At 68.6% G+C, this 24,061-nt stretch carries 25 protein-coding genes, 1 tRNA gene and 1 pseudogene; 18 read left to right on the forward strand and 9 right to left on the reverse strand.

What is annotated here, in order from left to right; translation table 11 throughout:
- Positions 1-7: 7 nt before the first annotated feature.
- From RT2_RS16100 to RT2_RS16115, 4 genes are all read left to right on the forward strand, one after another.
- A complete protein-coding gene (locus RT2_RS16100; protein ID WP_072845809.1) occupies positions 8-484 on the forward strand; it encodes an SRPBCC domain-containing protein in 477 nt (158 codons plus the stop codon).
- Positions 485-796: 312 nt separating this feature from the next.
- Entirely contained in the window at positions 797-1,705 is a 909-nt protein-coding gene (locus tag RT2_RS16105) for a biosynthetic peptidoglycan transglycosylase (protein WP_092776129.1), read from the forward strand.
- Positions 1,706-1,829: 124 nt separating this feature from the next.
- A complete protein-coding gene (locus RT2_RS16110; RefSeq protein WP_072845810.1) occupies positions 1,830-2,240 on the forward strand; it encodes a hypothetical protein in 411 nt (136 codons plus the stop codon).
- A 127-nt stretch (positions 2,241-2,367) separates the two neighbouring features.
- Positions 2,368-2,730, forward strand: coding sequence for an Rv1352/Rv1906c domain-containing protein (locus RT2_RS16115; RefSeq protein ID WP_072845811.1), 363 nt, complete (start codon positions 2,368-2,370; stop codon positions 2,728-2,730).
- 110 nt (positions 2,731-2,840) lie between these two features.
- Here the strand turns inward: RT2_RS16115 and RT2_RS16120 are convergent.
- From RT2_RS16120 to RT2_RS16130, 3 genes are all read right to left on the reverse strand, one after another.
- Positions 2,841-2,912: transfer RNA gene (locus RT2_RS16120), tRNA-Val, on the reverse strand.
- A gap of 34 nt (positions 2,913-2,946) precedes the next feature.
- The gene (locus RT2_RS16125; RefSeq protein WP_072845812.1) at positions 2,947-3,411 is read right to left on the reverse strand and encodes a peroxiredoxin; all 465 of its coding nucleotides are present in this window, start codon (positions 3,409-3,411) and stop codon (positions 2,947-2,949) included.
- Between the two features lie 24 nt (positions 3,412-3,435).
- Positions 3,436-3,858, reverse strand: coding sequence for a DUF3052 domain-containing protein (locus RT2_RS16130; protein ID WP_072845813.1), 423 nt, complete (start codon positions 3,856-3,858; stop codon positions 3,436-3,438).
- Between the two features lie 289 nt (positions 3,859-4,147).
- On the opposite strand from RT2_RS16130, the gene aceE reads away from it, so the two are divergent.
- The 6 genes from aceE to RT2_RS16160 all read left to right on the forward strand — a co-directional run bounded on the left by aceE (position 4,148) and on the right by RT2_RS16160 (position 12,623).
- On the forward strand, positions 4,148-6,964 hold the full coding sequence (aceE, locus tag RT2_RS16135) for a pyruvate dehydrogenase (acetyl-transferring), homodimeric type (RefSeq protein ID WP_083577420.1): 2,817 nt from the start codon (positions 4,148-4,150) through the stop codon (positions 6,962-6,964).
- A 96-nt stretch (positions 6,965-7,060) separates the two neighbouring features.
- On the forward strand, positions 7,061-8,389 hold the full coding sequence (locus tag RT2_RS16140; RefSeq protein ID WP_072845815.1) for a PucR family transcriptional regulator: 1,329 nt from the start codon (positions 7,061-7,063) through the stop codon (positions 8,387-8,389).
- A 127-nt stretch (positions 8,390-8,516) separates the two neighbouring features.
- Positions 8,517-9,434: an ACP S-malonyltransferase gene (locus tag RT2_RS16145; protein WP_072845816.1), complete on the forward strand. Its 918-nt coding sequence runs from the start codon at positions 8,517-8,519 to the stop codon at positions 9,432-9,434.
- Positions 9,435-9,541: 107 nt separating this feature from the next.
- Entirely contained in the window at positions 9,542-9,847 is a 306-nt protein-coding gene (gene acpM / locus RT2_RS16150) for a meromycolate extension acyl carrier protein AcpM (RefSeq protein ID WP_072845817.1), read from the forward strand.
- 8 nt (positions 9,848-9,855) lie between these two features.
- Positions 9,856-11,094 (forward strand): KasA/KasB family beta-ketoacyl-ACP synthase, encoded by a 1,239-nt coding sequence (locus RT2_RS16155; RefSeq protein ID WP_371851176.1) that lies wholly within the window; start codon positions 9,856-9,858, stop codon positions 11,092-11,094.
- A 95-nt stretch (positions 11,095-11,189) separates the two neighbouring features.
- On the forward strand, positions 11,190-12,623 hold the full coding sequence (locus RT2_RS16160) for an acyl-CoA carboxylase subunit beta (protein ID WP_072845819.1): 1,434 nt from the start codon (positions 11,190-11,192) through the stop codon (positions 12,621-12,623).
- A 116-nt stretch (positions 12,624-12,739) separates the two neighbouring features.
- On the opposite strand, the gene RT2_RS16165 is transcribed toward RT2_RS16160, so the two are convergent.
- The 6 genes from RT2_RS16165 to RT2_RS16190 all read right to left on the reverse strand — a co-directional run bounded on the left by RT2_RS16165 (position 12,740) and on the right by RT2_RS16190 (position 17,743).
- Positions 12,740-12,940: a cold-shock protein gene (locus tag RT2_RS16165; RefSeq protein WP_072845820.1), complete on the reverse strand. Its 201-nt coding sequence runs from the start codon at positions 12,938-12,940 to the stop codon at positions 12,740-12,742.
- 253 nt (positions 12,941-13,193) lie between these two features.
- The gene (locus tag RT2_RS26225) at positions 13,194-13,418 is read right to left on the reverse strand and encodes a hypothetical protein (RefSeq protein ID WP_072845821.1); all 225 of its coding nucleotides are present in this window, start codon (positions 13,416-13,418) and stop codon (positions 13,194-13,196) included.
- A 17-nt stretch (positions 13,419-13,435) separates the two neighbouring features.
- On the reverse strand, positions 13,436-13,954 hold the full coding sequence (locus tag RT2_RS16175) for a DUF3145 domain-containing protein (protein WP_072845822.1): 519 nt from the start codon (positions 13,952-13,954) through the stop codon (positions 13,436-13,438).
- 150 nt (positions 13,955-14,104) lie between these two features.
- Positions 14,105-14,920, reverse strand: a complete 816-nt coding sequence (locus RT2_RS16180; RefSeq protein WP_072845823.1) for a serine hydrolase domain-containing protein — start codon at positions 14,918-14,920, stop codon at positions 14,105-14,107.
- Positions 14,921-15,013: 93 nt separating this feature from the next.
- Complete coding sequence (locus RT2_RS16185) at positions 15,014-16,141, reverse strand: NDMA-dependent alcohol dehydrogenase (RefSeq protein ID WP_072845824.1); 1,128 nt, start codon at positions 16,139-16,141, stop codon at positions 15,014-15,016.
- Positions 16,142-16,528: 387 nt separating this feature from the next.
- A complete protein-coding gene (locus RT2_RS16190) occupies positions 16,529-17,743 on the reverse strand; it encodes a cytochrome P450 (RefSeq protein ID WP_072845825.1) in 1,215 nt (404 codons plus the stop codon).
- A 248-nt stretch (positions 17,744-17,991) separates the two neighbouring features.
- On the opposite strand from RT2_RS16190, the gene RT2_RS16195 reads away from it, so the two are divergent.
- From RT2_RS16195 to RT2_RS25520, 8 genes and pseudogenes are all read left to right on the forward strand, one after another.
- A complete protein-coding gene (locus tag RT2_RS16195; protein WP_072845826.1) occupies positions 17,992-18,549 on the forward strand; it encodes a TetR/AcrR family transcriptional regulator in 558 nt (185 codons plus the stop codon).
- Positions 18,550-18,661: 112 nt separating this feature from the next.
- The gene (locus tag RT2_RS16200; RefSeq protein ID WP_072845827.1) at positions 18,662-19,762 is read left to right on the forward strand and encodes a ParB/Srx family N-terminal domain-containing protein; all 1,101 of its coding nucleotides are present in this window, start codon (positions 18,662-18,664) and stop codon (positions 19,760-19,762) included.
- Between the two features lie 150 nt (positions 19,763-19,912).
- Positions 19,913-20,239 carry an HNH endonuclease gene (locus RT2_RS16205; RefSeq protein ID WP_217635609.1) on the forward strand — a complete coding sequence of 109 codons (327 nt, stop codon included), beginning with the start codon at positions 19,913-19,915 and terminating at the stop codon, positions 20,237-20,239.
- A 663-nt stretch (positions 20,240-20,902) separates the two neighbouring features.
- On the forward strand, positions 20,903-21,286 hold the full coding sequence (locus RT2_RS16210) for a hypothetical protein (RefSeq protein WP_072845829.1): 384 nt from the start codon (positions 20,903-20,905) through the stop codon (positions 21,284-21,286).
- A gap of 9 nt (positions 21,287-21,295) precedes the next feature.
- The gene (locus RT2_RS25955) at positions 21,296-21,463 is read left to right on the forward strand and encodes a hypothetical protein (protein ID WP_169888403.1); all 168 of its coding nucleotides are present in this window, start codon (positions 21,296-21,298) and stop codon (positions 21,461-21,463) included.
- Between the two features lie 9 nt (positions 21,464-21,472).
- Positions 21,473-22,903, forward strand: a complete 1,431-nt coding sequence (locus RT2_RS16215; protein WP_217635606.1) for a hypothetical protein — start codon at positions 21,473-21,475, stop codon at positions 22,901-22,903.
- Positions 22,904-22,913: 10 nt separating this feature from the next.
- Complete coding sequence (locus RT2_RS16220) at positions 22,914-23,207, forward strand: hypothetical protein (protein ID WP_174556721.1); 294 nt, start codon at positions 22,914-22,916, stop codon at positions 23,205-23,207.
- 13 nt (positions 23,208-23,220) lie between these two features.
- A pseudogene (locus RT2_RS25520) lies at positions 23,221-23,931 on the forward strand (DUF6615 family protein); the annotation flags it as partial.
- Positions 23,932-24,061 lie beyond the last annotated feature (130 nt).

A 24,061-nucleotide genomic window follows, 5' to 3' on the forward strand; every position in this document is an offset into this window, starting at 1 on the left:
TTACAACATGAATGACTCGACGAACCTGACCGAACTCTCGTTCACGGTCTCCGGTCACGTCTCCCGCCCCTGCGCCGAGGTGTACGAGGCGGTCGCGGACCCGGAGCAACTCTCCCGGTACTTCACCACCGGCGGCGCCCGCGGACGCCTCGAGGCCGGCGCCGAGGTCACGTGGGACTTCCACGACTTCCCCGGCGCCTTCCCCGTCTCCGTGATCGAGGCGCAACCGTCGCGGCGCATCGTCATCGAGTGGGCCGGCACCGCCACCGCGAGCGAAAACGGCCGGACCACCACGACATTCGAGTTCGAGCCGGTGGACGACGGCACCCGCACACTCGTCACCATCACCGAATCCGCCTGGCTCCCGACCCCCGACGGCGCCACCAACGCCTTCGGCAACTGCCAGGGCTGGACCGGTATGCTCGCCGCCCTGAAGGTGTGGGTGGAGCACGGCATCAACCTGCGCGCCGGCTTCTACAAGTAGGCCGCTCCGCGACTCGTGCGCGCACGAAGTGCCTGGTTTCTCCACTTTTCTTACAACGTCTAAAGTTCAACTGAACGAGCCGGTTCCGGCTTCCGGCCCTGCAACACCGCCCTCGAGGACATCTTGAACACACGACTCGGCGGCCGCCCGAACCGCCCGACACCCGATGCCCGGCCCACGATCACCCCGCCCTGGCTGCGACGTCTGGTCCCACCCACGCCTCGCGCCGCACCCGGCCCCACGCCTCGTGCCGCACCCGGCCCCACGCCTCGGCCGACGTACCCGGCGCCACCGTTCGAGCCGTCGAGGCCGGTGCAACCTCCCGGACGGACGCCGGGACCGTGGCCCGGTCCCCCCGGCGCTCCGGCGCCCACACCGCCCGACACCGGCCGCCGGGCCACCTGGCTCCGCTGGGGCAAACGGGCCGCGATCGCGGCCCTGGTCTGGATCGTCGTGACACCGGTCGTGTTCCGGGTCTGGACCCCGCCGCGGACGATGTTCATGCTCACCGACGAGGCCGGCGGCCCCACCGTCTTCCAGGCGGTGTCGCTCGACCACATCAGCCGGCACTACGTCGCGGCCGTGCTCGTCCACGAGGACGCCCGGCTGGGCACCCGGACGGGCCCGTTCGACGTCGGCGTGTTCAACGAACGCGTCGGGGCGTTCCTGTCCGGCGAGGAGGACCCCTCCGGTTCGACGATCCCGCAGCAGCTGGTGAAGAACATGTTCCTGATCCGGGGCGAGTGGCAGATCGTCAAGGCGGCGCGAAAGGTCGCGGAATCGGTCCTGTCCTATCCGTACAACCTCATGGGCGACAAGCGGCAGCTCGAGCTGTACCTGAACTACGCCCAGTTCGGCCCGAACCTGTACGGCGTCTGCGCCGCGAGCTGGTACTACTTCAACCGTCCGCCGTGGGACGGAAACCCCTGGGACGCAGCCACTCTGGCCGGCCTGCTGCCACTGGGCGAGGATGTCCGGCGCGCTCCCGGCGGCGGCGTCGACATCGAGAGCGACGGGACGTGGCTGGTGGCCAGCACCGTCGCCAACGCCCGGAACAAGGTGCCCCAGCGGATCCGCGAGATGGGCGGCTGGGAAGGCGTGGTCGCCACGGTCGGCATCACCGACGCGGCCGGCGACCACACGCTCGGCGACGACGCCGGCAGCTGCTCCGCGATGCCGCAGAGCGTGGCCGATCGCCTGGAGGCGGAGGGGGCCCGGTGAGGTCCTGTCGAACTCGATCGCAAGGCCAGCACACGGCAGTCCGGTAGGCGGCTACCGTTGAATTCGGTACCGCACGTCGGGGGTAGGTGCCGAGCAGTCGTTCACCGAACGAAGGGTTCACCCCATGTTCGAATCCGCGATCGCCACAGCGCTGACCCTCGCCGCCCTTGCGGCCGCCCCCCTCGCCATGAGTACCGCAACGGCGTCGGCGACGACAACCATGCCGTTCCAAATTCCGAGGGTGTGGGGAATCAACATCTACGGGCTCTGCGAGCCCGCCTGCGTCGACTACCCGGTCGCAGTTGTGGGCGAGACGGACGGCGTCGTGACCTTCCCGGCACCCCGACCCTTCGCGGTCCCCGGCGCGTACGCGGTTCACTGGAAGAACATCTCCACAGGTGCGGCCGGCACCTCGGCGATCGACACATTCCATCCGGCCGTCGCCCGCACGGGGCCAGGGGTGGTGACCGCGACGGTAACCACGGGTGACTCACTCGAGTACCTCAGCGCTCGCGGAATCTTCCTCGTGCCCTGAAGCCCCGATGACGGCCGTCCGCTCCCGGAAACGCCGCGGCACAGGGGATCTGCCCATTCCATGACCGGATCATCACGAAGCCAATAGCGTGTCCTGACTGACCCCGACAACCACGAGGAGAACGTCAGTGCGCAGAACCACGGGAATCATCGGCGCCACCATCGCAGCGGTCGGCCTCACCATCGGCACCGCCGGCCTCGCCAGCGCGCTGCCCACTGCCATTCCCGGCACCACCGGCCACCCCTACGTGGCCGGCGTCGACGTGGAGTCGGGGTCCTACATGTCCTTCAACTCGGACGCCACAGGCCTGAGCTGCTACTTCGGCGTCACCCCTGGAGGCAATGGTCAGCCGAACTCCAGCTTCGGTCCCGGTTTCAGTTTCGTCACCCTGGAGAGCGGCGACCGGTTCGACTCCGCCGGTTGCGGCGACTGGTTCCTGCTGCCGGCGGCGCTGGGTTCGGTCGGCTCGGTGGACTCGACCGGTTCCTGACGAACAATTCCGTCGCGATCCAAGACAGAATGAAACCCCCTGCCTCGTCGAGACAGGGGGTTTCCTCTGTGCGACAGCGAGATCGACGATCGCGACTGTCGGGGCTGCGGTGGGCGCGGAGGGTTTCGAACCCCCGACCGCTGGTGTGTAAAACCAGAGCTCTACCACTGAGCTACACGCCCGAAATTCGGCGGGCCGGAGCCCGCCGAATGACACTCAGGAATCTAGCGCGGCAAGCGCATTCTCCCAAGCCGCCTGGTCACGGGCCTCGCCGGGGCCGTTCATCTCGGCGAACCGGATGATGCCCTCCTTGTCGACGACGAAGGTCCCGCGGTTCGCGAACCCGGCCTTGTCGTTGAACACGTCGTAGGCCTGGGCGACCGCACCGTGCGGCCAGAAGTCCGAGAGCAACGGGAAGGTGTACCCCTGCTCGGACGCCCAGATCTTGTGCGTCGGCGGCGGGCCGACCGAGACGGCGAGCACGGCGGCATCGTCGTTCTCGAACTTCGGCAGTCCGTCACGCACCCGGCAGAGCTCACCCTGACAGGTGCCGGTGAAGGCCAGCGGGTAGAAGACGATCAGGACGTTCTTCTTGCCGCGGTAGTCCGCGAGCGAGACTTCCTGATTGTTCTGGTCCTTGAGCGTGAACTCCGGCGCGACTGCACCAACCTCGAGAGGCATGGAGACTCCTTCGTGATCGGCGGGTCAGCGCTTGGCCGGTCGGGCCTTGGGCTGCACCAGGCGACTGCCGGTCCATGCACCGAGATTCGCAGCCGACGTCTGCGTCAGGCCCGCGGTGGGTGCGGATTCGGCGATCTCACTGGGTTCGACATGTCCGGGTTGACCGGTCTTCGGGCTCAGGACCCAGACGAATCCCTCGTCCGAGAGGGGCGCGATCGCGTCCATGAGCGCGTCGACGAGGTCCCCGTCGCCGTCCCGCCACCACAGCAGGACTACGTCGATCACCTCGTCCGAATCCTCGTCAACGAGCTCTCCACCGATGATGTCTTCCACCGATGACCGCAGGTCATCGTCGGTGTCCTCGTCCCATCCCAGTTCCTGGACAACCATGTCGTTGGTAATGCCGAGCTTCTGGGCGTAGTTCTGGGCGTCCGCCGCGGCGACCACGGTGGTGTCCTCCTTTTGTTGACAGGGCTGCAACCTCCAGCACCCGTTCCGTGTGGATCAGTAGTGAAAGCGAACAGGGTAAACGCGTCTCGCGCAAGCGGACCGCGCCGAAAACTTCCACAAATGTTTTCCGAACCCCCCGGATGGAGCCTCGGATGCCACGTATGCGGGGGCATGCGGCAAGATTGAGGGAGATCACCATCAACGTCAGACGTGGTCCGCCGTCACACGGGTGGACCACCAGGATTGGATGCCGCACCCGAGCGTCCATCGCGGATGAGGAGCACAGTTGTCCGACCACACCCAGGACCCCGTAACACCGCCATCGCAGCGTCCCGTTCCCAGTGCCGACGGCCGGGTTCGAGTCATTCGCGAGGGCGTGGCGTCCTACCTCCCCGACATCGATCCGGACGAGACCGGCGAATGGATCGAGAGCTTCGACGACCTGCTGCAGCGGTCCGGCCCCTCCCGCGCCCGGTACCTCATGCTGCGACTGCTCGAGCGCGCCGGCGAGAACCGGGTCTCGATCCCCGCCCTCACCTCGACGGACTACGTCAACACCATCCCCACCGAGAACGAGCCCTGGTTCCCCGGCGACGAGGAGGTGGAGCGCCGCTACCGCGCCTGGATCCGCTGGAACGCCGCGATCATGGTGCACCGCGCGCAGCGACCCGGCGTCGGCGTCGGCGGGCACATCTCCACCTACGCGTCTTCCGCCGCGCTCTACGAGGTCGGCTTCAACCACTTCTTCCGCGGCAAGGACCACCCCGGCGGCGGCGACCACGTCTTCATCCAGGGCCACGCCTCCCCCGGCATCTACGCCCGCGCCTTCCTCGAGGGCCGGATCCCGGCCGAGCAGATGGACGGCTTCCGGCAGGAGCACAGCCACGCCGACAAGGGCGGCGGACTGCCGTCGTACCCGCACCCGCGGCTGCTGCCCGACTTCTGGGAGTTCCCCACGGTGTCGATGGGCCTGGGCCCGATGAACGCCATCTACCAGGCGCGTTTCAACCACTACCTGCACGACCGCGGCATCAAGGACACCTCCGACCAGCACGTGTGGGCGTTCCTCGGCGACGGCGAGATGGACGAGCCCGAGTCGCGCGGCCTGGCACACGTCGCGGCCACCGAGGGCCTCGACAACCTGACCTTCGTGGTCAACTGCAACCTGCAGCGCCTCGACGGACCGGTGCGCGGCAACGGCAAGATCATCCAGGAGCTGGAGTCGTTCTTCCGCGGCGCCGGCTGGAACGTCATCAAGGTGGTGTGGGGCCGCGAGTGGGACGCGCTGCTGCACGCGGACCGCGACGGCGCGCTGGTGAACCTGATGAACATCACCCCGGACGGCGACTACCAGACCTACAAGGCCAACGACGGCGCCTTCGTCCGCGACCACTTCTTCGGCCGCGACCCGCGCACCAAGGAGCTGGTCAAGGACCTCAGCGACCAGGAGATCTGGAACCTCAAACGCGGCGGCCACGACTACCGCAAGATCCACGCGGCGTACGCCGCGGCGATGGCGCACAAGGGCCAGCCGACGGTGATCCTGGCGCACACGATCAAGGGCTACACCCTGGGCAAGCACTTCGAGGGCCGCAACGCGACCCACCAGATGAAGAAGCTGACGCTCGACGACCTCAAGGCGTTCCGCGACCTTCAGCACATCCCGATCTCGGACGCCGAGCTGGAGAAGGACCCGTACCTTCCCCCCTACTACCACCCGGGCCCGGACGCCCCCGAGATCCGGTACATGCTCGACCGGCGCAAGGCCCTGGGCGGGTTCCTGCCCTCGCGCAACACCGACGCCGCACCGCTGCAGCTGCCGCCGGACTCGACCTACGACCCGGTCCGCAAGGGCTCCGGCAAGCAGGAAGTGGCCACCACCATGGCCCTGGTCCGGACCCTCAAGGAACTGCTGCGCGACCCGGTGATCGGCAAGCGGATCGTGCCGATCATCCCGGACGAGGCCCGCACCTTCGGCATGGACTCGTGGTTCCCGTCGCTGAAGATCTACAACCGCAACGGCCAGCTGTACACCTCCGTCGACGCCGAGCTGATGCTGGCGTACAAGGAGAGCCCGATCGGCCAGATCCTGCACGAGGGCATCAACGAGGCCGGCTCGACGGCGTCGTTCACCGCGGTCGGCACCTCTTACGCCACCCACGGCGAGCCGATGATCCCGCTGTACATCTTCTACTCGATGTTCGGCTTCCAGCGGACCGGCGACGGCCTGTGGGCGGCGGCCGACCAGATGGCGCGGGGGTTCGTGCTCGGCGCCACCGCCGGCCGCACCACGCTGACCGGCGAGGGCCTGCAGCACGCCGACGGGCACTCGCTGCTGCTGGCGTCGACCAACCCGGCCGCGGTCACCTACGACCCGGCGTTCTCCTACGAGATCGCGCACATCGTCAAGGACGGTCTGCGCCGGATGTACGGCGGCACCGAGGGCGTCGAGGGCTTCGGCGGGGAGAACATCTTCTACTACATCACCCTCTACAACGAGCCCTACGTGCAGCCCGCCGAGCCGGCGGACCTCGACGTCGAGGGCCTGCTCAAGGGCATCTACCTGTTCCGCAAGTCCGACGAGGACGGCCCGAAGGCGCAGATCCTGGTCTCCGGTGTCGCCATGCCAGAGGGCCTGCGCGCGCAGCAGCTGCTGGCCGACGAGTGGGGCGTCTCGGCGGACGTGTGGTCGGTGACCTCGTGGGGCGAGCTGCGCCGCGACGGCGTGCTGTGCGAGCGTGAGGCGCTGCGCCACCCCGGCGAGGAGGCCCCGGTCCCCTACGTGACCACCGCCCTGTCCGCGGCCGAGGGCCCGGTCGTCGCCGCGTCGGACTGGATGCGTTCGGTGGCCGACCAGATCCGGCAGTGGGTGCCGAGCGACTACACCACCCTGGGCACGGACGGCTTCGGCTTCTCCGACACCCGGACCGCCGCCCGCCGGTACTTCAACGTCGACGCCGAGTCCATCGCGGTGGCCGTCCTGGTCGCCCTCGCAAAGGAGGGCCGGATCGACCGGCTGACCGCGGTCACCGCCGCGCAGCGGTACCGGATCGACGACGTGCTGGCCGCGCCGACGTCGCTGAAGGACCCCGGGAGCGCGTAACCGCCGCGACAAATCGCACCCACCGGACGCCCCGGACACCGTTTTGCCGGTGTCCGGGGCGTCCGTCGTCGGCGCCGGGGCGTAGGTTGCGGAGTTATGGGTGAGCAGCAGCCCCGACCCGGGGCGACGCCGGGCGACGGCGAGGAGACGGTGACGGTGGCCGCGGCGGCGGTATTCTCCCGCAACCGTCAGCCCCGCGAGCCGCTGCCGGACGCGCTGCTGCGCCGGGTCAAGCAGTTCTCCGGGCGGCTGTCCACCGAGGCCGTCAGCACCATGCAGGTGCAACTGCCGTTCTTCGCCGACCTCGACGCCGACCAGCGCGCCAGCGTGCAGATGCTGGTGCAGACGTCGGTGGTCAACTTCCTCGAGTGGCTGCAGAACCCGCAGAGCGACATCCGCTTCAGCCTCGACGCCTTCCAGGTGATCCCGCACGACCTCGCCCGACGGCTCACCCTGCGGCAGACCGTCGACATGGTCCGGGTGGCCATGGAGTTCTTCGAGCAGTGGCTGCCCGCGCTGGCCCGCAACGAGCGGCAACTCGTGGCGCTCACCGAGGCGGTGCTGCGGTACGGGCGCGAACTCGGGTTCGCCGCCGCGTCGGTCTACGCCAGCGCCGCCGAGTCCCGCGGCGCCTGGGACACCCGGCTCGAGGCGCTTGTGGTCGACGCGGTGGTCCGCGGGGACAGCGGCCCCGACATGCTCTCGCGCGCGGCGACGCTGAACTGGGATGCGAACTCCCCGGCGACGGTCCTGGTGGGCACTCCGCCGCCCGACCAGGGCGTGTCCGTGGTGAGCACGATCCACACCATCGCCCACAAGCACGGCAGGGCCGCGCTCGCGGTGGTGCAGGGCTCGCGGCTGGTCGCCGTGGTCAGCGGTGAGATGCAACCTTCACCCGAGAGCCGGCAGTTCATGGCCGACCTGTTGACCAGCTTCTCCAGCGGCCCGGTGGTGATCGGCCCGTCCACCCCCACCCTCGGCGCCGCCCACTTCAGTGCCGTGGAGGCGTTGGCGGGAATGGAGGCGGTTGCCGGCTGGCGCGGAGCGCCGCGGCCCGTGCACGCGGCGGAACTGCTGCCCGAGCGCGCGCTGATCGGCGATCACGCGGCGTTGGACCTACTCAACGATCTGCTGGTACAGCCCCTGGCCGCCGCTGGTTCGTCCCTCTCCGACACCCTCGACGCCTACCTGGACTGCGGGGCGGCCGTCGAGACGTGCGCTCGACAACTGTTCGTCCATCCAAATACGGTCCGCTACCGGCTCAAGAAGATCGCCGAGATCACGCGCCGGGATCCGACCAACCCCCGCGACGCCTACGTGCTCAGAGTGGCGGCAACCGTGGGCCGACTGGCCCCAACAGGTAACAGAACGATGAATTCTGCCACTTCAACAACAGCCGCAACTTTTCCCGGCAGACGGGTGTAACGAAGACCGGGCCACTTCCGATGGGAAATGCCGACGTGGCCGTTTGTGGGAACCCTACAAAACACTTGTCCAAGGTTCAGTGTCAACAACACCTCGCAGGTTGGCCTGAACGGTGTTCTCTTAGCTTGTGATTGCGTTGCTTGCCCCCGGACAGGGCTCCCAGACCCCCGGCATGCTCAGCACCTGGCTGGAGCTGCCCGGCACCGCCGACCGCCTGGCCATCTGGTCGAAGGCCTCCGGCCTCGATCTCGAGCGCCTCGGCACCACCGCGACCGCGGAGGAGATCACCGACACGGCGGTCACCCAGCCCCTCGTGGTGGCCTCCGCGCTGCTCGCCTTCGAGGAGATGGAACGCCGGGGCCTGGTGCCCGCCGACGTCGTGGCCGCCGGGCATTCGGTCGGCGAACTGGCCGCCGCGGCCATCGCCGGCGTCATCTCCGCGGACGACGCGGTCACCCTGGCCGCGATCCGCGGTTCGGAGATGGCCAAGGCCTGCGCGCTCGAACCCACCGGAATGTCGGCCGTGCTCGGCGGCGACGAGGAGGTCGTCCTCGCCCGGCTCGCCGAGCTGGGACTCGAGGCCGCCAACCGCAACGCCGCAGGTCAGATCGTGGCAGCGGGCCTCCTCAGCGCGTTGGAGGAACTGGCGGCGACGCCTCCGGAGAAGGCTCGGGTCCGGGCACTGCCCGTGGCAGGCGCGTTCCACACCGCGTTCATGGCGCCGGCACAGGACGCGGTGAGCAAGGCCGCGTCCCAGATCACCCCCGCCGAACCCACCCGCATCCTGCTCTCCAATTCCGACGGTCAGCCGGTCGCCTCCGGCGCCGACGCACTGACCAAGCTGGCCGCACAGGTGACCAGGCCCGTGCGCTGGGACCTGTGCACCGACTACCTCCGTACCGCCGCGGTGTCCGCCATCGCGGAACTTCCGCCGGCCGGAACCCTGGTCGGCATTGCCAAGCGCGAGATGCGCGGCACCCCGACCCTGGCGCTGAAGACGCCGGCAGACCTCGACGGTCTCACCGCGCTCACCTCCGCCGGTTAGTATCCTGCGTCGCCGCTTCGCGGTGACGGACCGAAACATTTCGGCCGGTGTCCGCACCGTCCGAAAGTTGGACCCACGATTCACCAACCAAGAAGGGAGCCACCCAAGTGGCACTCACCCAGGCAGAAATCATCGCCGGCCTCGCCGAGATCATCGAGGAGGTCACCGGCATTGAGCCGTCCGAGGTGACCATCGAGAAGTCCTTCGTCGACGACCTGGACATCGACTCGCTGTCCATGGTCGAGATCGCTGTCCAGACCGAGGACAAGTACGGCGTCAAGGTTCCGGACGAGGACCTGGCCGGCCTGCGCACCGTCGGCGACATCGTCGCGTACATCGAGAAGCTCGAGGCCGAGGGCGGCGAGACTGCCGAGGCAGTCAAGGCCAAGCTCGACTCCACCAACGAGGAGTGAGTCGGTCCGTGACTTCCACCAGGAACTTCCCCAACGTCGTCGTCACCAGCCTCGCGGCTACGACGTCGCTCGCTGGTGACGTGGATGCCACGTGGAAGGGCCTGCTCGCTGGTGAGTCCGGGATCGGGATCCTCGACGATCCGTTCATCGAGGAGTTCGATCTTCCGGTCCGCATCGGCGGCCACCTGAAGGTAAGCCCCGACGATTCCCTCTCCCGTGTCGAGATCCGGCGGATGAGCTACGTCGAGCGCCTGGCGCTCGTGCTCGGCCGTCAGGTGTGGGAGAACGCGGGCAGCCCCGAGGTCGACAAGGATCGCCTCGGCGTGGTCCTCGGCACCGGCCTCGGCGGCGGCGAAGCCCTGATCGACACCGTCGACAAGATGAAGGCGGGCGGCTACCGCAAGGTGTCCCCGTTCGCCGTCCAGATGGTGATGCCCAACGGTCCGTCCGCGGTGGTCGGGCTCGAGCTCGGCGCCCGCGCCGGTGTCATCACCCCTGTGTCGGCGTGTTCGTCCGGTTCGGAAGCGATCGCGCATGCGTACCGGATGCTGATCATGGGCGACGCCGACATCATCGTCACCGGCGGTGTCGAGGGCGTCATCGACCCGGTCCCGATCGCGAGTTTCGCGATGATGCGTGCCCTGAGCACGCGCAACGACGACCCGAAGGCGGCGTCGCGGCCGTTCGACAAGGACCGCGACGGGTTCGTCTTCGGTGAGGCCGGGGCCATGATGGTCCTCGAGACCGAGGAGCACGCGAAGGCGCGCGGTGCCACCATCCATGCACGACTGTTGGGTGCGGGCATCACCTCGGACGGGTACCACATCGTGGCACCCCACCCCGAGGGTCTCGGCGCGGCGCGGGCCATGACCAGGGCCATCCAGACGGCCGGCCTGGTCAAGACCGACATCACGCATGTCAACGCGCACGCCACCGCGACACCGATCGGCGACATCGCGGAGGCCGCGGCCATCCGGGCCGCCGTCGGCGATCACGCCTCGGTGTACGCACCGAAGTCCGCACTGGGCCACTCGATCGGCGCCGTCGGCGCCCTCGAGTCGGTGCTGACGGTCCTGAGTGTGCGGGACTCCGTCGTCCCGCCCACGCTCAACCTCGAGAATCAGGATCCAGAGATCGAGCTGGATGTCGTGAAGGGTGAACCCCGTCAGGGCCAGATCGATTTCGCAATCAACAACTCGTTTGGATTCGGTGGGCACAACGTCGCGCTCGCCTTCGGAAGGGCCTGACAGGTCGGCACAGCCCGAACGGTGGGGGTTCCACAGCCAGCGGGACCCCCACCCCGACCACCGCCCGTAGGCGGCTCGCACAAGGAGGACCGGCGATGACCATCCTGGAACCGATCAGCAGATCCGAGACCCCGCTCGATCCCCGTGACCCCTTGGCGCGGCTGGAACAGCTCTTCGACCCTGGTACCACGGTCCCCCTGCACCCCCGCGACAAGTCGGGCGTGCTGGCCGCCGCGGGCACGATCGACGGTGTGCGCACCGTCGCGTACTGCTCCGACGCCACCGTGATGGGCGGCGCCATGGGCGTCGAGGGCTGCAAGCACATCGTGAACGCCATCGACACCGCAATCGGCGATCAGTCACCGATCGTCGGGATCTGGCACTCGGGCGGCGCCCGCCTGGCGGAGGGCGTCGAAGCCCTGCACGCCGTGGGCCTCGTGTTCGAAGCCATGGTCCGCGCCTCCGGACTCGTCCCCCAGCTTTCCGTCGTCCTCGGCTTCGCCGCGGGCGGCGCCGCCTACGGTCCCGCGCTCACCGACGTGGTGATCATGGCGCCCGAGGGCCGCGTCTTCGTGACCGGCCCCGATGTGGTGCGGTCCGTCACCGGCGAGCAGGTCGACATGGCCTCGCTCGGCGGCCCCGACACCCACACCAAGAAGTCCGGCGTCGCGCACATCGCGGCCACCGACGAGCCCGACGCCTTCAACCGCGCCCGCCGTCTGGTGTCGATGTTCTGCGACCAGGGCGCCTTCGACCTGGTGGCCGCCGAGCACGGCGACACCGACCTGCGCGCGCTGATGCCGGCCTCCGCCAAGCGTGCCTACGACGTCCGCCCGATCCTGCACGAACTGCTCGACAACGTGGACGGCGAGTCCGACTTCGAGGAACTGCAGGGCAACTACGCCCGCAGCATCGTCACCGGCCTCGGCCGGCTCGGCGGCCGCAGCGTCGGCGTGATCGCCAACAACCCGCTGCGCCTGGGCGGCTGCCTGAACTCCGAGAGCGCCGAGAAGGCGGCCCGCTTCGTGCGGTTGTGCAACGCCTTCGGGATCCCGCTGGTGGTCGTCGTCGACGTTCCCGGCTACCTCCCCGGCGTGAGCCAGGAATGGGAGGGCGTGGTCCGACGAGGCGCGAAGTTGCTGCACGCGTTCGCCGAGGCCACCGTCCCCCGGGTCACCCTGGTGACCCGGAAGATCTACGGCGGCGCGTACATCGCGATGAACTCCCGGGCGCTCGGTGCGACCGCGGTGTTCGCCTGGCCCGAGGCCGAGGTTGCCGTGATGGGCGCCAAGGCCGCCGTCGGCATCCTGCACAAGCGGGCCCTCGCCGCAGTCCCGGAGGAGGAGCGCGAGGCCCTGCACGACCGCCTGGCGGCCGAACACGAGGCCATCGCGGGCGGCGTCGGACGCGCCATCTCGATCGGTGTCGTCGACGAGCTGATCGACCCGGCCAAGACCCGCAGCACGCTGGCCGCCGCACTGGCCGCCGCCCCCGCCGGCCGCGGACGGCACAAGAACATCCCGCTGTGAGCTGACAGCGCGGCAACACAGCAGCAGGCCCCCGACATCTCGTCGGGGGCCTGCTGCTGTCAGTGCGGCGCTGGTTCGTGCAGCTCAGCGCGGCGGCACTATACGACCGTGGCCGGTCAGAGCGGGCGCACGGAGGCGGCCTGCGGACCCTTGGGTCCCTGCACCACCTCGAACTCCACCTGCTGGTTCTCGTCGAGGCTCTTGAAACCAGAGCTTTCGATCTCGGAGTAGTGGACGAAGACGTCCGGTCCGTCGGCGCGGGCGATGAAGCCGAAGCCCTTCTCCGCGTTGAACCACTTCACTGTTCCCTGAGTCATGTTTTCTCCTTACAGGGCTGGGATGCGGGACCCACACCGTGTGGCGTCCCGGGCCGGTTCGAAACTCGGCGTCTCCAGATTCCTGAAGGCAGACAGAGCATGCGCAACAAATGTTCCGCTCGACAAAAGTTCCTTGCGAGCGTGCAAAAACACAGACACAGAAAAACTACGACCATCAGGGTCAACCGCACCGGCGCCGGGTTCATTCCCGGTGCCGGTGACGAGGCCCGGGTGCCGACGCGCACCGACCGCGTCAGCCGACGGCAACCAGCACCCCACGGCGGCCCGTGCGCCCGGCCTCGTCGACCAGGGCGACGCGAGATCGGCGTACGAAAAGGCCGGCGCACCCGCCACGTTCCCGACCGGTCCCGGCGCGGCCGAGGCCGTCGACGAGGGCCCGGGCGGCGGCGACGTAGAACTCCGTCGACGGGACGTCCATGCGCGCCGCGGCGCTGATCGCGACGCCCGGGCCGCACACGAGTTGCGGGCCGGCGCCTAACCGACGTCGCGGTGCAGCCAGGTGACCTCCGCGCCCTCGCCGCCGCTGCGGTAGGGCTCGAGCTCAGTGTCCCAGTCGGAGCCGAGTGCGACATCGAGTTCCGACGCCAGGTCGCCGGTGTCCCGGTGCGCCGCGATGATGGCCCGGAGCCGCATCTCGCCGAGGATGACGTCGCCGTTGGCGCTCATCGATCCGTGCCAGAGCCCGAGTCCCGGTACATGACTGAATCTTTCGCCGTCCACGCCCTCGCTGGCGTCCTCGGTCACCTCGAACCTCAGCATCGGCCAGGGCCGCAGCGCGTTGACCAGCCTGGCGCCTGTGCCGACCGGCCCCGTCCAGTTGCTGGTCGCGCGCAGCAGTCCTGGCGAGGCGGGCTGGGAGGACCACTTGAGATTGGCCCGGCAGTCCAGGGTCGCGGTCAGCGCCCACTCGACGTGCGGGCATACGGCCGCGGGCGAAGAGTGCACGTGCAGTACACCATTCGTGCCTTCAGCGAACTGATTCAACGCGTGCACGGGATACCTCCAGCTTCGACGAGGGACGTCTTCCCCAACGACCTCGTGTCGGCTCCGCGCGCTTTCGAGGTATCAGTGTGCACCAGGGGCCAGCTTTACGCATCACGAACAAATAACCGGCAGTTACCCGACGGTCCGGCGCCTTCTCGGCTACGGTCCGGACGCCTCCGCGAGCACCGCGTCGCTCAGCGGCGGCCAGGCCTGCTTCGCCCAGTCCCCGAACGGCTTGTCCGCCAGCGCCACACACGCGAGCGACCGCGCGGGGTCGACCCACAGGAAGGTGCCGGACTGTCCGAAGTGCCCGTACGTGGCAGGCGAGTTCGCGGCGCCGGTCCAGTGCGGCGCCTTGCCGCCCTTGATCTCGAACCCGAGCCCCCAGTCGTTGGGCCGCTGCGAGCCGTAGCCCGGCAGCAGGCCGTCGAGTCCGGGGAACTGGACCGCGGTCGCGTCGGCGGCGGTCTGCTCGGAGAGCAGGGTCGGGCGCAGCAGTTCGCGGGCGAAGCGAGACAGGTCGGCGACCGTGGAGCGAGCGCCGTGCCCGGCCGGGCCGTCGAGCGTGGACGCGGTCATGCCCAGCGGCGCGAACACCGCCTCGCGCAGGTACTGGGGGAACTCGATCCCGCTCTCGGCGGCGACCAGGTCCGCGAGCACCTCGAAGCCGGCGCTGGAGTAGATCCGCTTGGCGCCGGGCGCGGCCGCCACCACGTTCTCGCCGAACGCGAGGCCGGAGGCGTGCGCGAGCAGGTGCCGCACCGTGGACCCGGGCGGTCCGGCGGGCTGGTCGAGCTCGACGGCGCCCTCCTCGACGGCGACGAGCACCGCGTACGCCACCAGCGGCTTGGTCACCGACGCCAGGGCGAACACCCGGTCCTGCTCCCCCGCCACCCCGATCGGGCCGTCCGGACCGATCACCGCCGCGGCGGCATGGTCGACGGGCCACTGGGCGATCGCATTGAGGCTCTGCACCCGGTCAGCCTACGAGGGTGGTCCGACACCGGACACGACGACGGCGCCGGGCCGCTCAAATGAGCTGCCCGGCGCCGTCGAGTGGTGCGAGGTCTAGCGGTCCGCGTCGGTGTACTTGATGACGCCGCGGAGGTTCTTGCCGTCCAGCATGTCCTGGTAGCCCTCGTTGATCTGCTCGAGGCTGTAGGTGTTGGAGATCATGTCCTGCAGGTTCAGCTGACCGGACTTGTACAGGTCGAGCAGCATCGGGATCTCGTGACGCGGGTTGGCGCCACCGAAGACGTTGCCCTTGAGCGTCTTCTGCAGCATCGCGAAGAGGAAGAGGTTCATCTTCACGTCCATGTCGGACATGTTGCCCATGGAGGTCACGACGCAGGTGCCGGCCTTGGCGGTCAAGGTCAGCGCCGGGTCCACCAGCGCGCCGTCCATCTCGCCCATGGTCAGGATGACCTTCTGGCACATCTTGCCCCAGGTCAGCTCCATGACCGGGACGATGGCCTCCTCGAGGCTCGCGTAGGCGTGGGTGGCACCGAACTTGAGGGCCTGCTCGCGCTTGAACGGGACCGGGTCGATGGCGATGACGTGGCGTGCACCCGAGACGACCGCGCCCTGCAGCGCGGCCATGCCGACGCCGCCGACGCCGACGATCGCGACGGAGTCACCGGGACGAACCTGCGCGACGTTGGTCGCCGAACCCCAACCCGTCGTCGTGCCGCAGCCGACGAGCGCGGCGACCTCGAACGGGATGTGCTCGTCGATCTTGACCGCGGAGTACTCGTGCACGGTCATGTAGGGCGAGAACGTGCCGAGCAGGGACATCGGGATGACGTTCTGGCCGCGGGCCTGGATGCGGAAGGAGCCGTCGGAGATGGACTGGCCGGTGAGCAGGCCCATGCCGAGGTCGCAGAGGTTCTGGTGACCCTGCGTACACGGGTCACAGGCGCCACAGGCCGGGATGAAGGACAGGACGACGTGGTCGCCCTCCTTCAGCCTCTTGACGTTCGGGCCGACCTTGGTGACGACGCCCGCACCCTCGTGCCCGGCCAGGACCGGGAAGGACGGCAGCGGGGTGGCGCCGGTGACGAGGTGGTAGTCGGAGTGGCACATCCCGGCCGCCTCCATGCGGATCTGGACCTCGCCCTCCCGCGGATCACCGAGTTCAATCTCCTCGACCGAGAACGGCTCGTTCAGTCCCCACAACAGCGCGCCTTTAGTCTTCATCTTCGTTCTGGCCTTTCGTCCGCGTCAGCTTGTCGTGATCGAGGTGACGGTGATCACAGGGCACACGATAGCCGGAATCCGGCCAAATTGGAACACGTTCTAGGCGAATTTCGTATCAGGGTGAAACGAAGAGGGAAACGCGCAGTTCAACGGGGGTGCACCCGCCGAACTTCCGGCGCGTCGGCGGCCCCCGGAGGGCGGATTCCGGCCTCGAACTGGACGCTCGTTCGCCAGCCTCGCACATCGTGCAGATGATGAACACACTCGTGGGCGAGGTACCGCGCGGGGGACTCCACGGCGACGGCGGCACCGGCGCCCCGCAGGCGCCGCCGGCCGGCGGCACCCCGGCGAAGGCGACCCCACGCTACGAACCGCCCCGGCGCCGCGTCAGCCGATCTGAAGCGGCAGGCTGTGGTGCCGCCGCACGAAGATGCTGGGCACCCAGACTGCATCGCCGGCGAGCCCGACGTCGGAGCTGCGGTCGAGGAGCAGGGTGATCGCCGCGAGCGCCTCCATCCGGGCCAGCGCCGATCCGACGCAGAAGTGCGCGCCCTTGCCGAAGGCCAGGTGCGAGCGGATGCTCGGGCGGTCGAGGACGATCTCGTCCGGACGCTCGAACCGCGCCGGGTCCCGGTTCGCGGCGCCCCACAGCAGCAGCAGGTGACTGCCGGCGGGCAGCGCGACCCCGCCGAGGGTGGCGTCGGAGACGACGTGCCGGTGGTGCGCGCGGAACGGCGACTCCAGCCGCAGCGCCTCGTCGAGGAAGGCGTCGACCAGCGCGGGCTCGGCGCGCAGCCGCTCCTGCACGTCCGGGCGGGCGGCGAGCAGTCGCGCGGCGCTGGCGATCAGCCCCGCCGTCGACTCGCCGCCGGCGCCGACCAGCTGGATCAGGATCAGGACCGCGACGTCGTCGGTGAGCTCCCCGGCCCGGCAGGCGGCCGCGAGCACGCCCATGAGGTCGTCGCGTGGGTCCGCCTTGGCCGCGACGAAGCGGGTGTGGAGGTAGCCGGCGAGCTCCACGGACGAGGCGACGAGCCGGCCGAGCCGGTCCCCCGTGGCCACCCCGCCGAGCAGTTCGGTGCTGTCGTACGCCCAGGCCAGCAGCTGCGGCACGTCCTGCTCGGGCAGGCCGACGAGGTGCGCGATCAGCGCCAGCGGCAGCTTGTCGGCCATGTCGGCGGCGTAGTCGATCCGGCCGTCGCGCAGTCCCTCGGCCCACAACCGGTCGGCCAGCAGGTCGACGGTCGGCCCGAGCGCCCGGATCCGCCTGCCGAGGGTGTGCAGCACCAGCTTGCGGTGACGGCCGTGGGTGGGGTCGTCGGCGGTGGCCAGCACGTGCACGGCCCGCCCGCCGCCGTCCATGTCGAAGGTGACCGGCGGCCCGTCCGGCTGCTGGACGAGGACGCCGGTCAGGTTGGACGAGAAGTCCTCGACGCGGGCGGTCGCCTCGGTGACGAGATCCCAGGTGGAGACGAGGTAGAAGTCGGTGCCCGGGACGCGGTGGACGGGCGAGCTCTCGCGCAGCGACCGGTACAGCGGGTTCGGGTCGTCGAGGTTCGCCGGGTCGAAGATGTCGATCCCGTCGAGCGGCAACGCGGTCATCGGCGACTCCCAGCAGTAGTAGAACCCGTTACAGATTCACCACCGTTCACCCTCGCCGCAGCCCTGTCAAGCAGGGAAAACGGGCTGAGATCGAGGCCTGAGCGCCGGCCGGGTCCGGCGTCTCACCGGCCCGGCGGCGCCCCGTCCCGCCGCTGCTCAGCGCCGCGCCGGCCGGCGCCGCGCCTAGACTCACCCGCAATCTCGTCTCACACGTGAGACGACTGTGAGACGGAGAATCGGGGGCCCTGGTGGACGAGTCGCACCGTCGGCAGGACTGGCTGGGCACGGACCCGCGGCGCGCGGCCGCGATCGCGCGGATCCGGGGCGCCGCCGCCGAACTGTTCCTCGAGCGCGGCCTCGACCAGGTCAGCGCGGAGGACGTCGCGGCGCGGGCGGGATGCTCCCGCGCCACCCTCTACCGGTACGTCGGCGGCAAGTCCGCCCTGGTGGGCGGGGTGGTCGCGGCCGCCGCGGAGACGGTGGCCGAGCGGGTCGCCGCCGCGGTGGCGCCGCTGACCGGGTCGCGGCGGATCGTCGAGGCGATCCTGGTCTCGGTGGCGGCGGTGCGCGCGGACCCGGCGCTGGCCGCCTGGTTCGCCCACTCCGGGCCCGGACGCGGCGACGACTACCTGGCGTCGTCGCCGGACCTCGGCCGGATCGCCACCGCGCTGACGGGCATCGCGCCCGACGACGACGCCGCTCAGTGGATCGTGCGGGTGGTGATGTCGCTGCTGGCGCTGCCCGCGGCCGACCCGGCCGTCGAGCGGCGGATCGTCGAGCGGTTCGTCGAACCCGCGTTCCGGTAGCGCCGACCGTTCACGGGACCGTCGACGGCGGTCCACCCGCGGTCGACCGCTCGGCCACCGGGGCAGATCAAGGTGACTCGCACTTCCCCGTCGACCAGGAGATCACCCACCCATGCCCCTCACCCCACGCAGCGCGTTCACGACGCTTGCCGCGTTTGTCCTCGTCGGCGCCGGCGCCCTCGGCGCCACCGGGACCGCCCTCGCCGGACCCGACCTGAACGCGCCCACCTGCGGGCCCTCCGCGGGCAGCCTGTCCGACCTGCTCCCCAACGGTTCGTCGAGCGGGTCGGCCGCCGGCTTCTCCGACTCCCCCTACCGATGCGCCGAGGCCGGCGACCTCATCGACGTCCGGATCGGCGACGTGCGCGCCACCCAGCCCTCGCTCGGGTACGACGAGGTGTACTACAAGCTCGGCCGGTACACCCTCGGCAAGGACCCGATCAACAAGAAGTTCGACGACTGGTGCGAGGCGAACGGTCAGGTCGAGGCGGTGTCGGCGACCCCGGCCGCCAAGATCTCCGATCCGGGGTCGTTCGCCTGCGCGCTGCCGGTCGGCCAGGAGACGGCCGAGTCCATCGCGCCGATGAAGACCGTCGTGGTGGGTCCCGCCGGCAAGCTCTACCTGACCGACGGCCACCACACGCTGACCTCCTTCTACGAGACCGAGGGTCCCGACGTGCACGTGCGGTTGCGCGTGCTCGGCAACCTGAGCGCCCTGTCCGGCAACGCCTTCTGGGCCGAGATGCAGAAGAACGGGTGGGTCTGGAACCGCGACGTCGACGGCAAGGAGGTCCCGGTCGCCGGCCTCCCCGCCGGGGTGGGCCTGGCCAACTTCGCCGACGACCGGTACCGCAGCCTCATGTACTTCGCCCGGGACATCGGCTTCACCGCCGGGACAATCCCGTTCCAGGAGTTCTACTGGGGCGCATGGCTGCGCGACACCCAGGCCGCCGACCTGAGCGGCTGGAACCCGCACGAGCCCGCCAGCTACCTCGACACCGTCAAGCGGGTCACCAAGGCGCAGACGGCCCTTCCGTCTGGCGCAGTGGTCGACGGCGGCTTCACGGCCGGCCAGCTCGGTGCGCTGGCGGAGTGGAACGACGGCAAGGCCGAGGACAAGGGCGAGTTCGCCAAGCTGTCCAAGCCGTACTCCGACGGCAAGCCCGGCAAGATCGCCTACGCGCTGGAATACAAGGCGGCGCACGGGAAGTAGGCTCCGTCGCCGCCCGAGAATCGGCGGTGTCCGCCTGACGACGGAGGCCCCGGAGCCATGCGCCGGGGCCTTCGCCATGCCCAGCGACGGTAGAGTGCGGCCATGGCGATCAGCCGCAAGTCCAGGTACGCGCGGCGACGCAAGCGGCGGATGGACCTCGTCGAGCACGACCTCACCGCGCCGCAGTGGACCGCGCTGCAGGAGGCGTGGAACGGCTGCGCCTACTGCGGCGCCCAGGACCAACCGCTACAGCGCGACTGCGTCCTGCCGATCTCGCGAGGCGGCCGCTACACGCTGGGCAACATCGTGCCGGCCTGCGCCTCGTGCAACTCCAGCAAGTGCAACGGCGAGGTCACCGCCTGGATGCGCCGCAAGGGACACGACGAGGAGGCCTTCCTGCTGCGCCTGCACGAGATCGGCGCGGCGATGAGGGCACTCTTCCCGAGTCCGCCGGACGGCGATTCACGGATACCATAGAACTGGTCGCGGGCGGGCGACTCGAACCCGCGACCAAGGGGTCGATGCCCCACCAGACTTAATGGCACGAACGCCGACAGGACCGCCGACAATGCTCCACCGACGAGATGGGTTCTCGGGGTGCCTGACTCGCAGCCGGACCGGAAGCGAGTAAACGATTACTCGCGGCATCCAGTCGTCACCTTGGAACACTGTGAAGTAGATCGCACGCATGGGCTGATATTGGCGTAACCAGTTGTACCACCGGACAAAAGGAACGACCTCATCATTTCTGTGTCCTGTGGGGGGTAGACGATGAACGAACACGAACAGCTCCGGACGGCGTGGTTGGAGCAGGCCCGGGCCGCCGCGAGGCGTTACGGACAGTCGGAGATAATGAGGGAGGACGTCGAGCGGCGACGCGATGCCAGGGACAGCCCCGTCGTCGACTCCGCAGAGCGGATTATCGCCCGTGCGGAGCGGATCATCGGACCTGCCACAACCCTCACCTTCGAGCCGGGAGTGATAGGCGCAACCGCACCGATTGAGGGGTTCGAGGCCCGTCCCGGTAGTACTGTCCGATTATGCGGGGACGATTCGTGGGTATCGGAATCGACGACTACTCGATCGCCAGGCTGCGACACCTCGAGGTGATCATGCACCGGGCGAACTTCATCGAGTTGAATGGCAGCACACCACCTGTCGACTGTCGAGGATCTGCGGGATGCCTTCGATTACCTGGTCGCCGAGATTCGGCTGCGCCAGCCGCCACCGTTCGATCCGAATGACCCGGCGAATGTGCACACGCTCCACGTCACACTCGCGATGATCGCGATCGATCCGTTGGACCTTACCGAAAGCCTACGAGCTGCGCGGCTTGTATCTCGGGCGGCGCAGGGGATCGTTGCGAAACCGCCGACGAGTATTCCTGTCGAGGTGATTGCCCCGTACTCCATTGCGGTGATCTTCTCCCAGGCTGCGCTGACCGGTTCCGGATTCACCGCCGCCATGGTGCGGGATCTGTTTGCCCAGGTCGGCGTGATGACTCTCTTCTTTAGCACCAACTGAGGAACTGCAATGACAGAGAAACAGAACAAGCCGACGACCCGAACGCGCAGGACTGCGCCGAAGGCCGACAACGAAGGGAAGGCCGAAAATGCGGGTCCGCAAATCCAGCCGCAAGTGGAATTGTCGAACGTCACCATCGAGCGGCTGCGCGCACGGCTCACCCGCAAGTATCACTAGGGAGCACCAATGAGCGTCCGCTACATCCGGGTGAAACCGATCGTCGATCTGTTCGCGCCCGCCATTCGCGCGTTCGGCAATATCGCCATCGTCGGTCAGGTCTCGCCCGTCCTCGGAGCCCCGGCCGCGCCGACCGCCGCAGCGGCTGCGGGGACCGCACTCGAGGTCGGCACCTATCGATATTCGGTGTCGCTGGTGACGTCCCGAGGAGAGACCGATCCCGGCGCAGAGGTCGCGGTCACGACCACTTCCACCAACCGGGCGGTCAACCTGACCGTACCGACCGGGACCGGCACCGACATCAGCGCGCGCCGAATCTATCGGACGGTCGTCGACGGCCCTGCGGACTCTGGCCGTCTGTTGGCGACGATCGAGGACAACACCACGACCAGCTTCAACGACCGGACCGGCGATGCGCAGCTGGGCGGAGTGCCATCGATCTTGCGACTGAACACGCCGGTCGCCTTCACCGATCCAGCCGAGGCGCGCCGGCGCGCGCCCGGCGAGTTGAGTACCGCGATCGCGCTGGCATTCGCCCAGAGTCCCGGGCCAACGCTGGTGTACGGCGTGCGCGTCGCATCGCCCACGCCGGAGGTCGGCGCCGCGCTCGACGCCGTCGCCAAGCTCGATGTGCAGCTCGTCGTGCTGGCCAACACGGAACTGACTGCCACGACGACCGTCGCGAACGGCCCGTTGGCGAAGCTCGTCGACCATGTCACATCGGTGTCGAACACTGGGCGCGACGGGCAAGAACGAATGGGCGTGGCCATGCTGCCGAAGGGGTCGACCAGTGTCACGTCGGTGCTCGCGAGCGAACGGATGGTGTACATCGCGCACAACAGCGACCAGGATGCGGCCGTCGCCGTGGCCGGGACGATCGCCGGCTACGAGCCGCACATCTCCATGTTGTTGAAACCGGTGAACATCACCAGTCCGAACTTTTCCGCCACCGACATCACCGCGCTGAACGGAGTAGAAACCTTCGACTCCGGACCGGCGGGTAAGGGCGTGAACTGGCTGACCAATCCATCGCTGATCCCGGGTACCGGTGTGTACCTGGGGGAGGGCTACACCGCGGGACTTGGACCCGGGCAGAAGCGCTACATCGACATCGTGCGCACCGTCGACGACGTGTCCTTCCGGCTCAAGGCGCAGCTGATTAAGACCATCGGCAACCTCCGGGTGAGTCGTTCCGGGCTGCGTGCCCTCATCGCGCAGATGGAGGCGATTCTCGATCCGCTCGTCAAGGCCGAGGTCTTGGAGGACTACGAACTGGTCGTGCCGTTGCTCGCCATGCTCGACAAGGATCCGGCGACGCTCACTCCGTCTGAGGTCACCCAGATCAACAACGCCCAAGCCCAGCGGGTCGTTGAGGTCATGGTCGCCGTGGACTACGCCGGCGCGATTCACCGCCTGGCGATCACCCTGAAGTTCGAGTAGAGGAGCTGCAATGCCGGACTGGAACACCCGCCTCGAGGTCAAGTTGGGTGACGCCACGATAACGCCGATCTCGACGTTCACCCCGACCTTCAACGTGCCGCACACCGTGCTCCACAGCGTCGAGGACGACAATGTCGGCTACGTCCGACAGCCGTTCACGTTCACCTTCACCATGGGTGTACCGGCGGTGGCCTCCGCGGTGGCCGACCTCACCGAGCTCGCCGCGAATGGCAAGGAGTTCTCGGTCGTGGTGAGCGGAGAAGAAGGTCGGGGCGGACTGGGAATGGTGGGTCGGCGCAAATGACCCCGGCGTTGGCTGGCTCTGCCTGAAAATCCAGGCGAAGCGCGTTCACGGCCACGTCTACTCCAAGTTGCACCATCACGGACCGGGGAACCGCCAGTACGACACCCTGATCGGGAGCTGCGAGAGGCGGCGGCAGGAATACCCGTTCCACGTCTTCTACAACGGCTGGCCAAACAACCTTTGCGATGGACGCGCCGTTGAAGACCTACTTCCCAACGGCGGTCGAATGGAGGAAGTGATCCGCGAGCTCCGAGGAGTCCCGCTTGAGTGGATACCGCAGGACCCGATGTTCTGGGGTTGTGCAGCGGTGCCGTCGGAGCAAGTTCGCGAAATCCACATGACCGCGATGCGAAACCGAACCGCTGGCGGTTCCACCTATGCACCGCTGTACCTGCAGCACTCGATCCCGTGGTCTGAACTATTCCTTCCACGATCCGTTCTCGCTGCCGCATCCAATCCTGGCGAGGTGCTCGACGGACTTCAGCTCATGTTGGACATGCTGAGTGCCGGCGAGCATGACGGACAGCTGAGGGACGACGTCGACGATGCGCGGCGTGGGCGGCACCAGCGGCTCCCTGACTACGTCATCGACGCGTTGCAGGGTGACCCGCTGAGTCGCGAGCCCCAAACCACAACGGTCGGCCGCCGATTCCCGAAGGCAGTTGTCGTCGCCCACCTGGGATTGGAACGGTTGTTCGTCGACGAGCGCGAAGAGCTTCGCTGATGGCCGGGGCGAATCCTGACAGTTGGGCTACCACATCGACCCCGCCCAAAACCGTGACCGGTGCTCGAACGAGGTTCCTGCTCGACTTGCACGGAAGGGACCTGCTGTCCGTCCACGGCCGAACGCCTGT

It is taken from the genome of Rhodococcus tukisamuensis NBRC 100609 (assembly GCF_001894985.1).
Taxonomy (GTDB): domain Bacteria; phylum Actinomycetota; class Actinomycetes; order Mycobacteriales; family Mycobacteriaceae; genus Rhodococcus_G; species Rhodococcus_G tukisamuensis.

Excerpts from the sequence above, each read along its gene's own strand:
- RT2_RS16100 (WP_072845809.1), top strand. The coding sequence starts at position 8 with ATGAATGACTCGACGAACCTGACCGAACTCTCGTTCACGGTCTCCGGT.
- RT2_RS16110 (WP_072845810.1), top strand. The coding sequence starts at position 1,830 with ATGTTCGAATCCGCGATCGCCACAGCGCTGACCCTCGCCGCCCTTGCG.
- RT2_RS16125 (WP_072845812.1), bottom strand. The coding sequence starts at position 3,411 with ATGCCTCTCGAGGTTGGTGCAGTCGCGCCGGAGTTCACGCTCAAGGAC.
- RT2_RS16140 (WP_072845815.1), top strand. The coding sequence starts at position 7,061 with ATGGGTGAGCAGCAGCCCCGACCCGGGGCGACGCCGGGCGACGGCGAG.
- RT2_RS16160 (WP_072845819.1), top strand. The coding sequence starts at position 11,190 with ATGACCATCCTGGAACCGATCAGCAGATCCGAGACCCCGCTCGATCCC.
- RT2_RS16165 (WP_072845820.1), bottom strand. The coding sequence starts at position 12,940 with ATGACTCAGGGAACAGTGAAGTGGTTCAACGCGGAGAAGGGCTTCGGC.
- RT2_RS16185 (WP_072845824.1), bottom strand. The coding sequence starts at position 16,141 with ATGAAGACTAAAGGCGCGCTGTTGTGGGGACTGAACGAGCCGTTCTCG.
- RT2_RS16190 (WP_072845825.1), bottom strand. The coding sequence starts at position 17,743 with ATGACCGCGTTGCCGCTCGACGGGATCGACATCTTCGACCCGGCGAAC.
- RT2_RS16200 (WP_072845827.1), top strand. The coding sequence starts at position 18,662 with ATGCCCCTCACCCCACGCAGCGCGTTCACGACGCTTGCCGCGTTTGTC.
- RT2_RS16205 (WP_217635609.1), top strand. The coding sequence starts at position 19,913 with ATGGACCTCGTCGAGCACGACCTCACCGCGCCGCAGTGGACCGCGCTG.
- RT2_RS16210 (WP_072845829.1), top strand. The coding sequence starts at position 20,903 with ATGGCAGCACACCACCTGTCGACTGTCGAGGATCTGCGGGATGCCTTC.
- RT2_RS25955 (WP_169888403.1), top strand. The coding sequence starts at position 21,296 with ATGACAGAGAAACAGAACAAGCCGACGACCCGAACGCGCAGGACTGCG.
- RT2_RS16215 (WP_217635606.1), top strand. The coding sequence starts at position 21,473 with ATGAGCGTCCGCTACATCCGGGTGAAACCGATCGTCGATCTGTTCGCG.
- RT2_RS16220 (WP_174556721.1), top strand. The coding sequence starts at position 22,914 with ATGCCGGACTGGAACACCCGCCTCGAGGTCAAGTTGGGTGACGCCACG.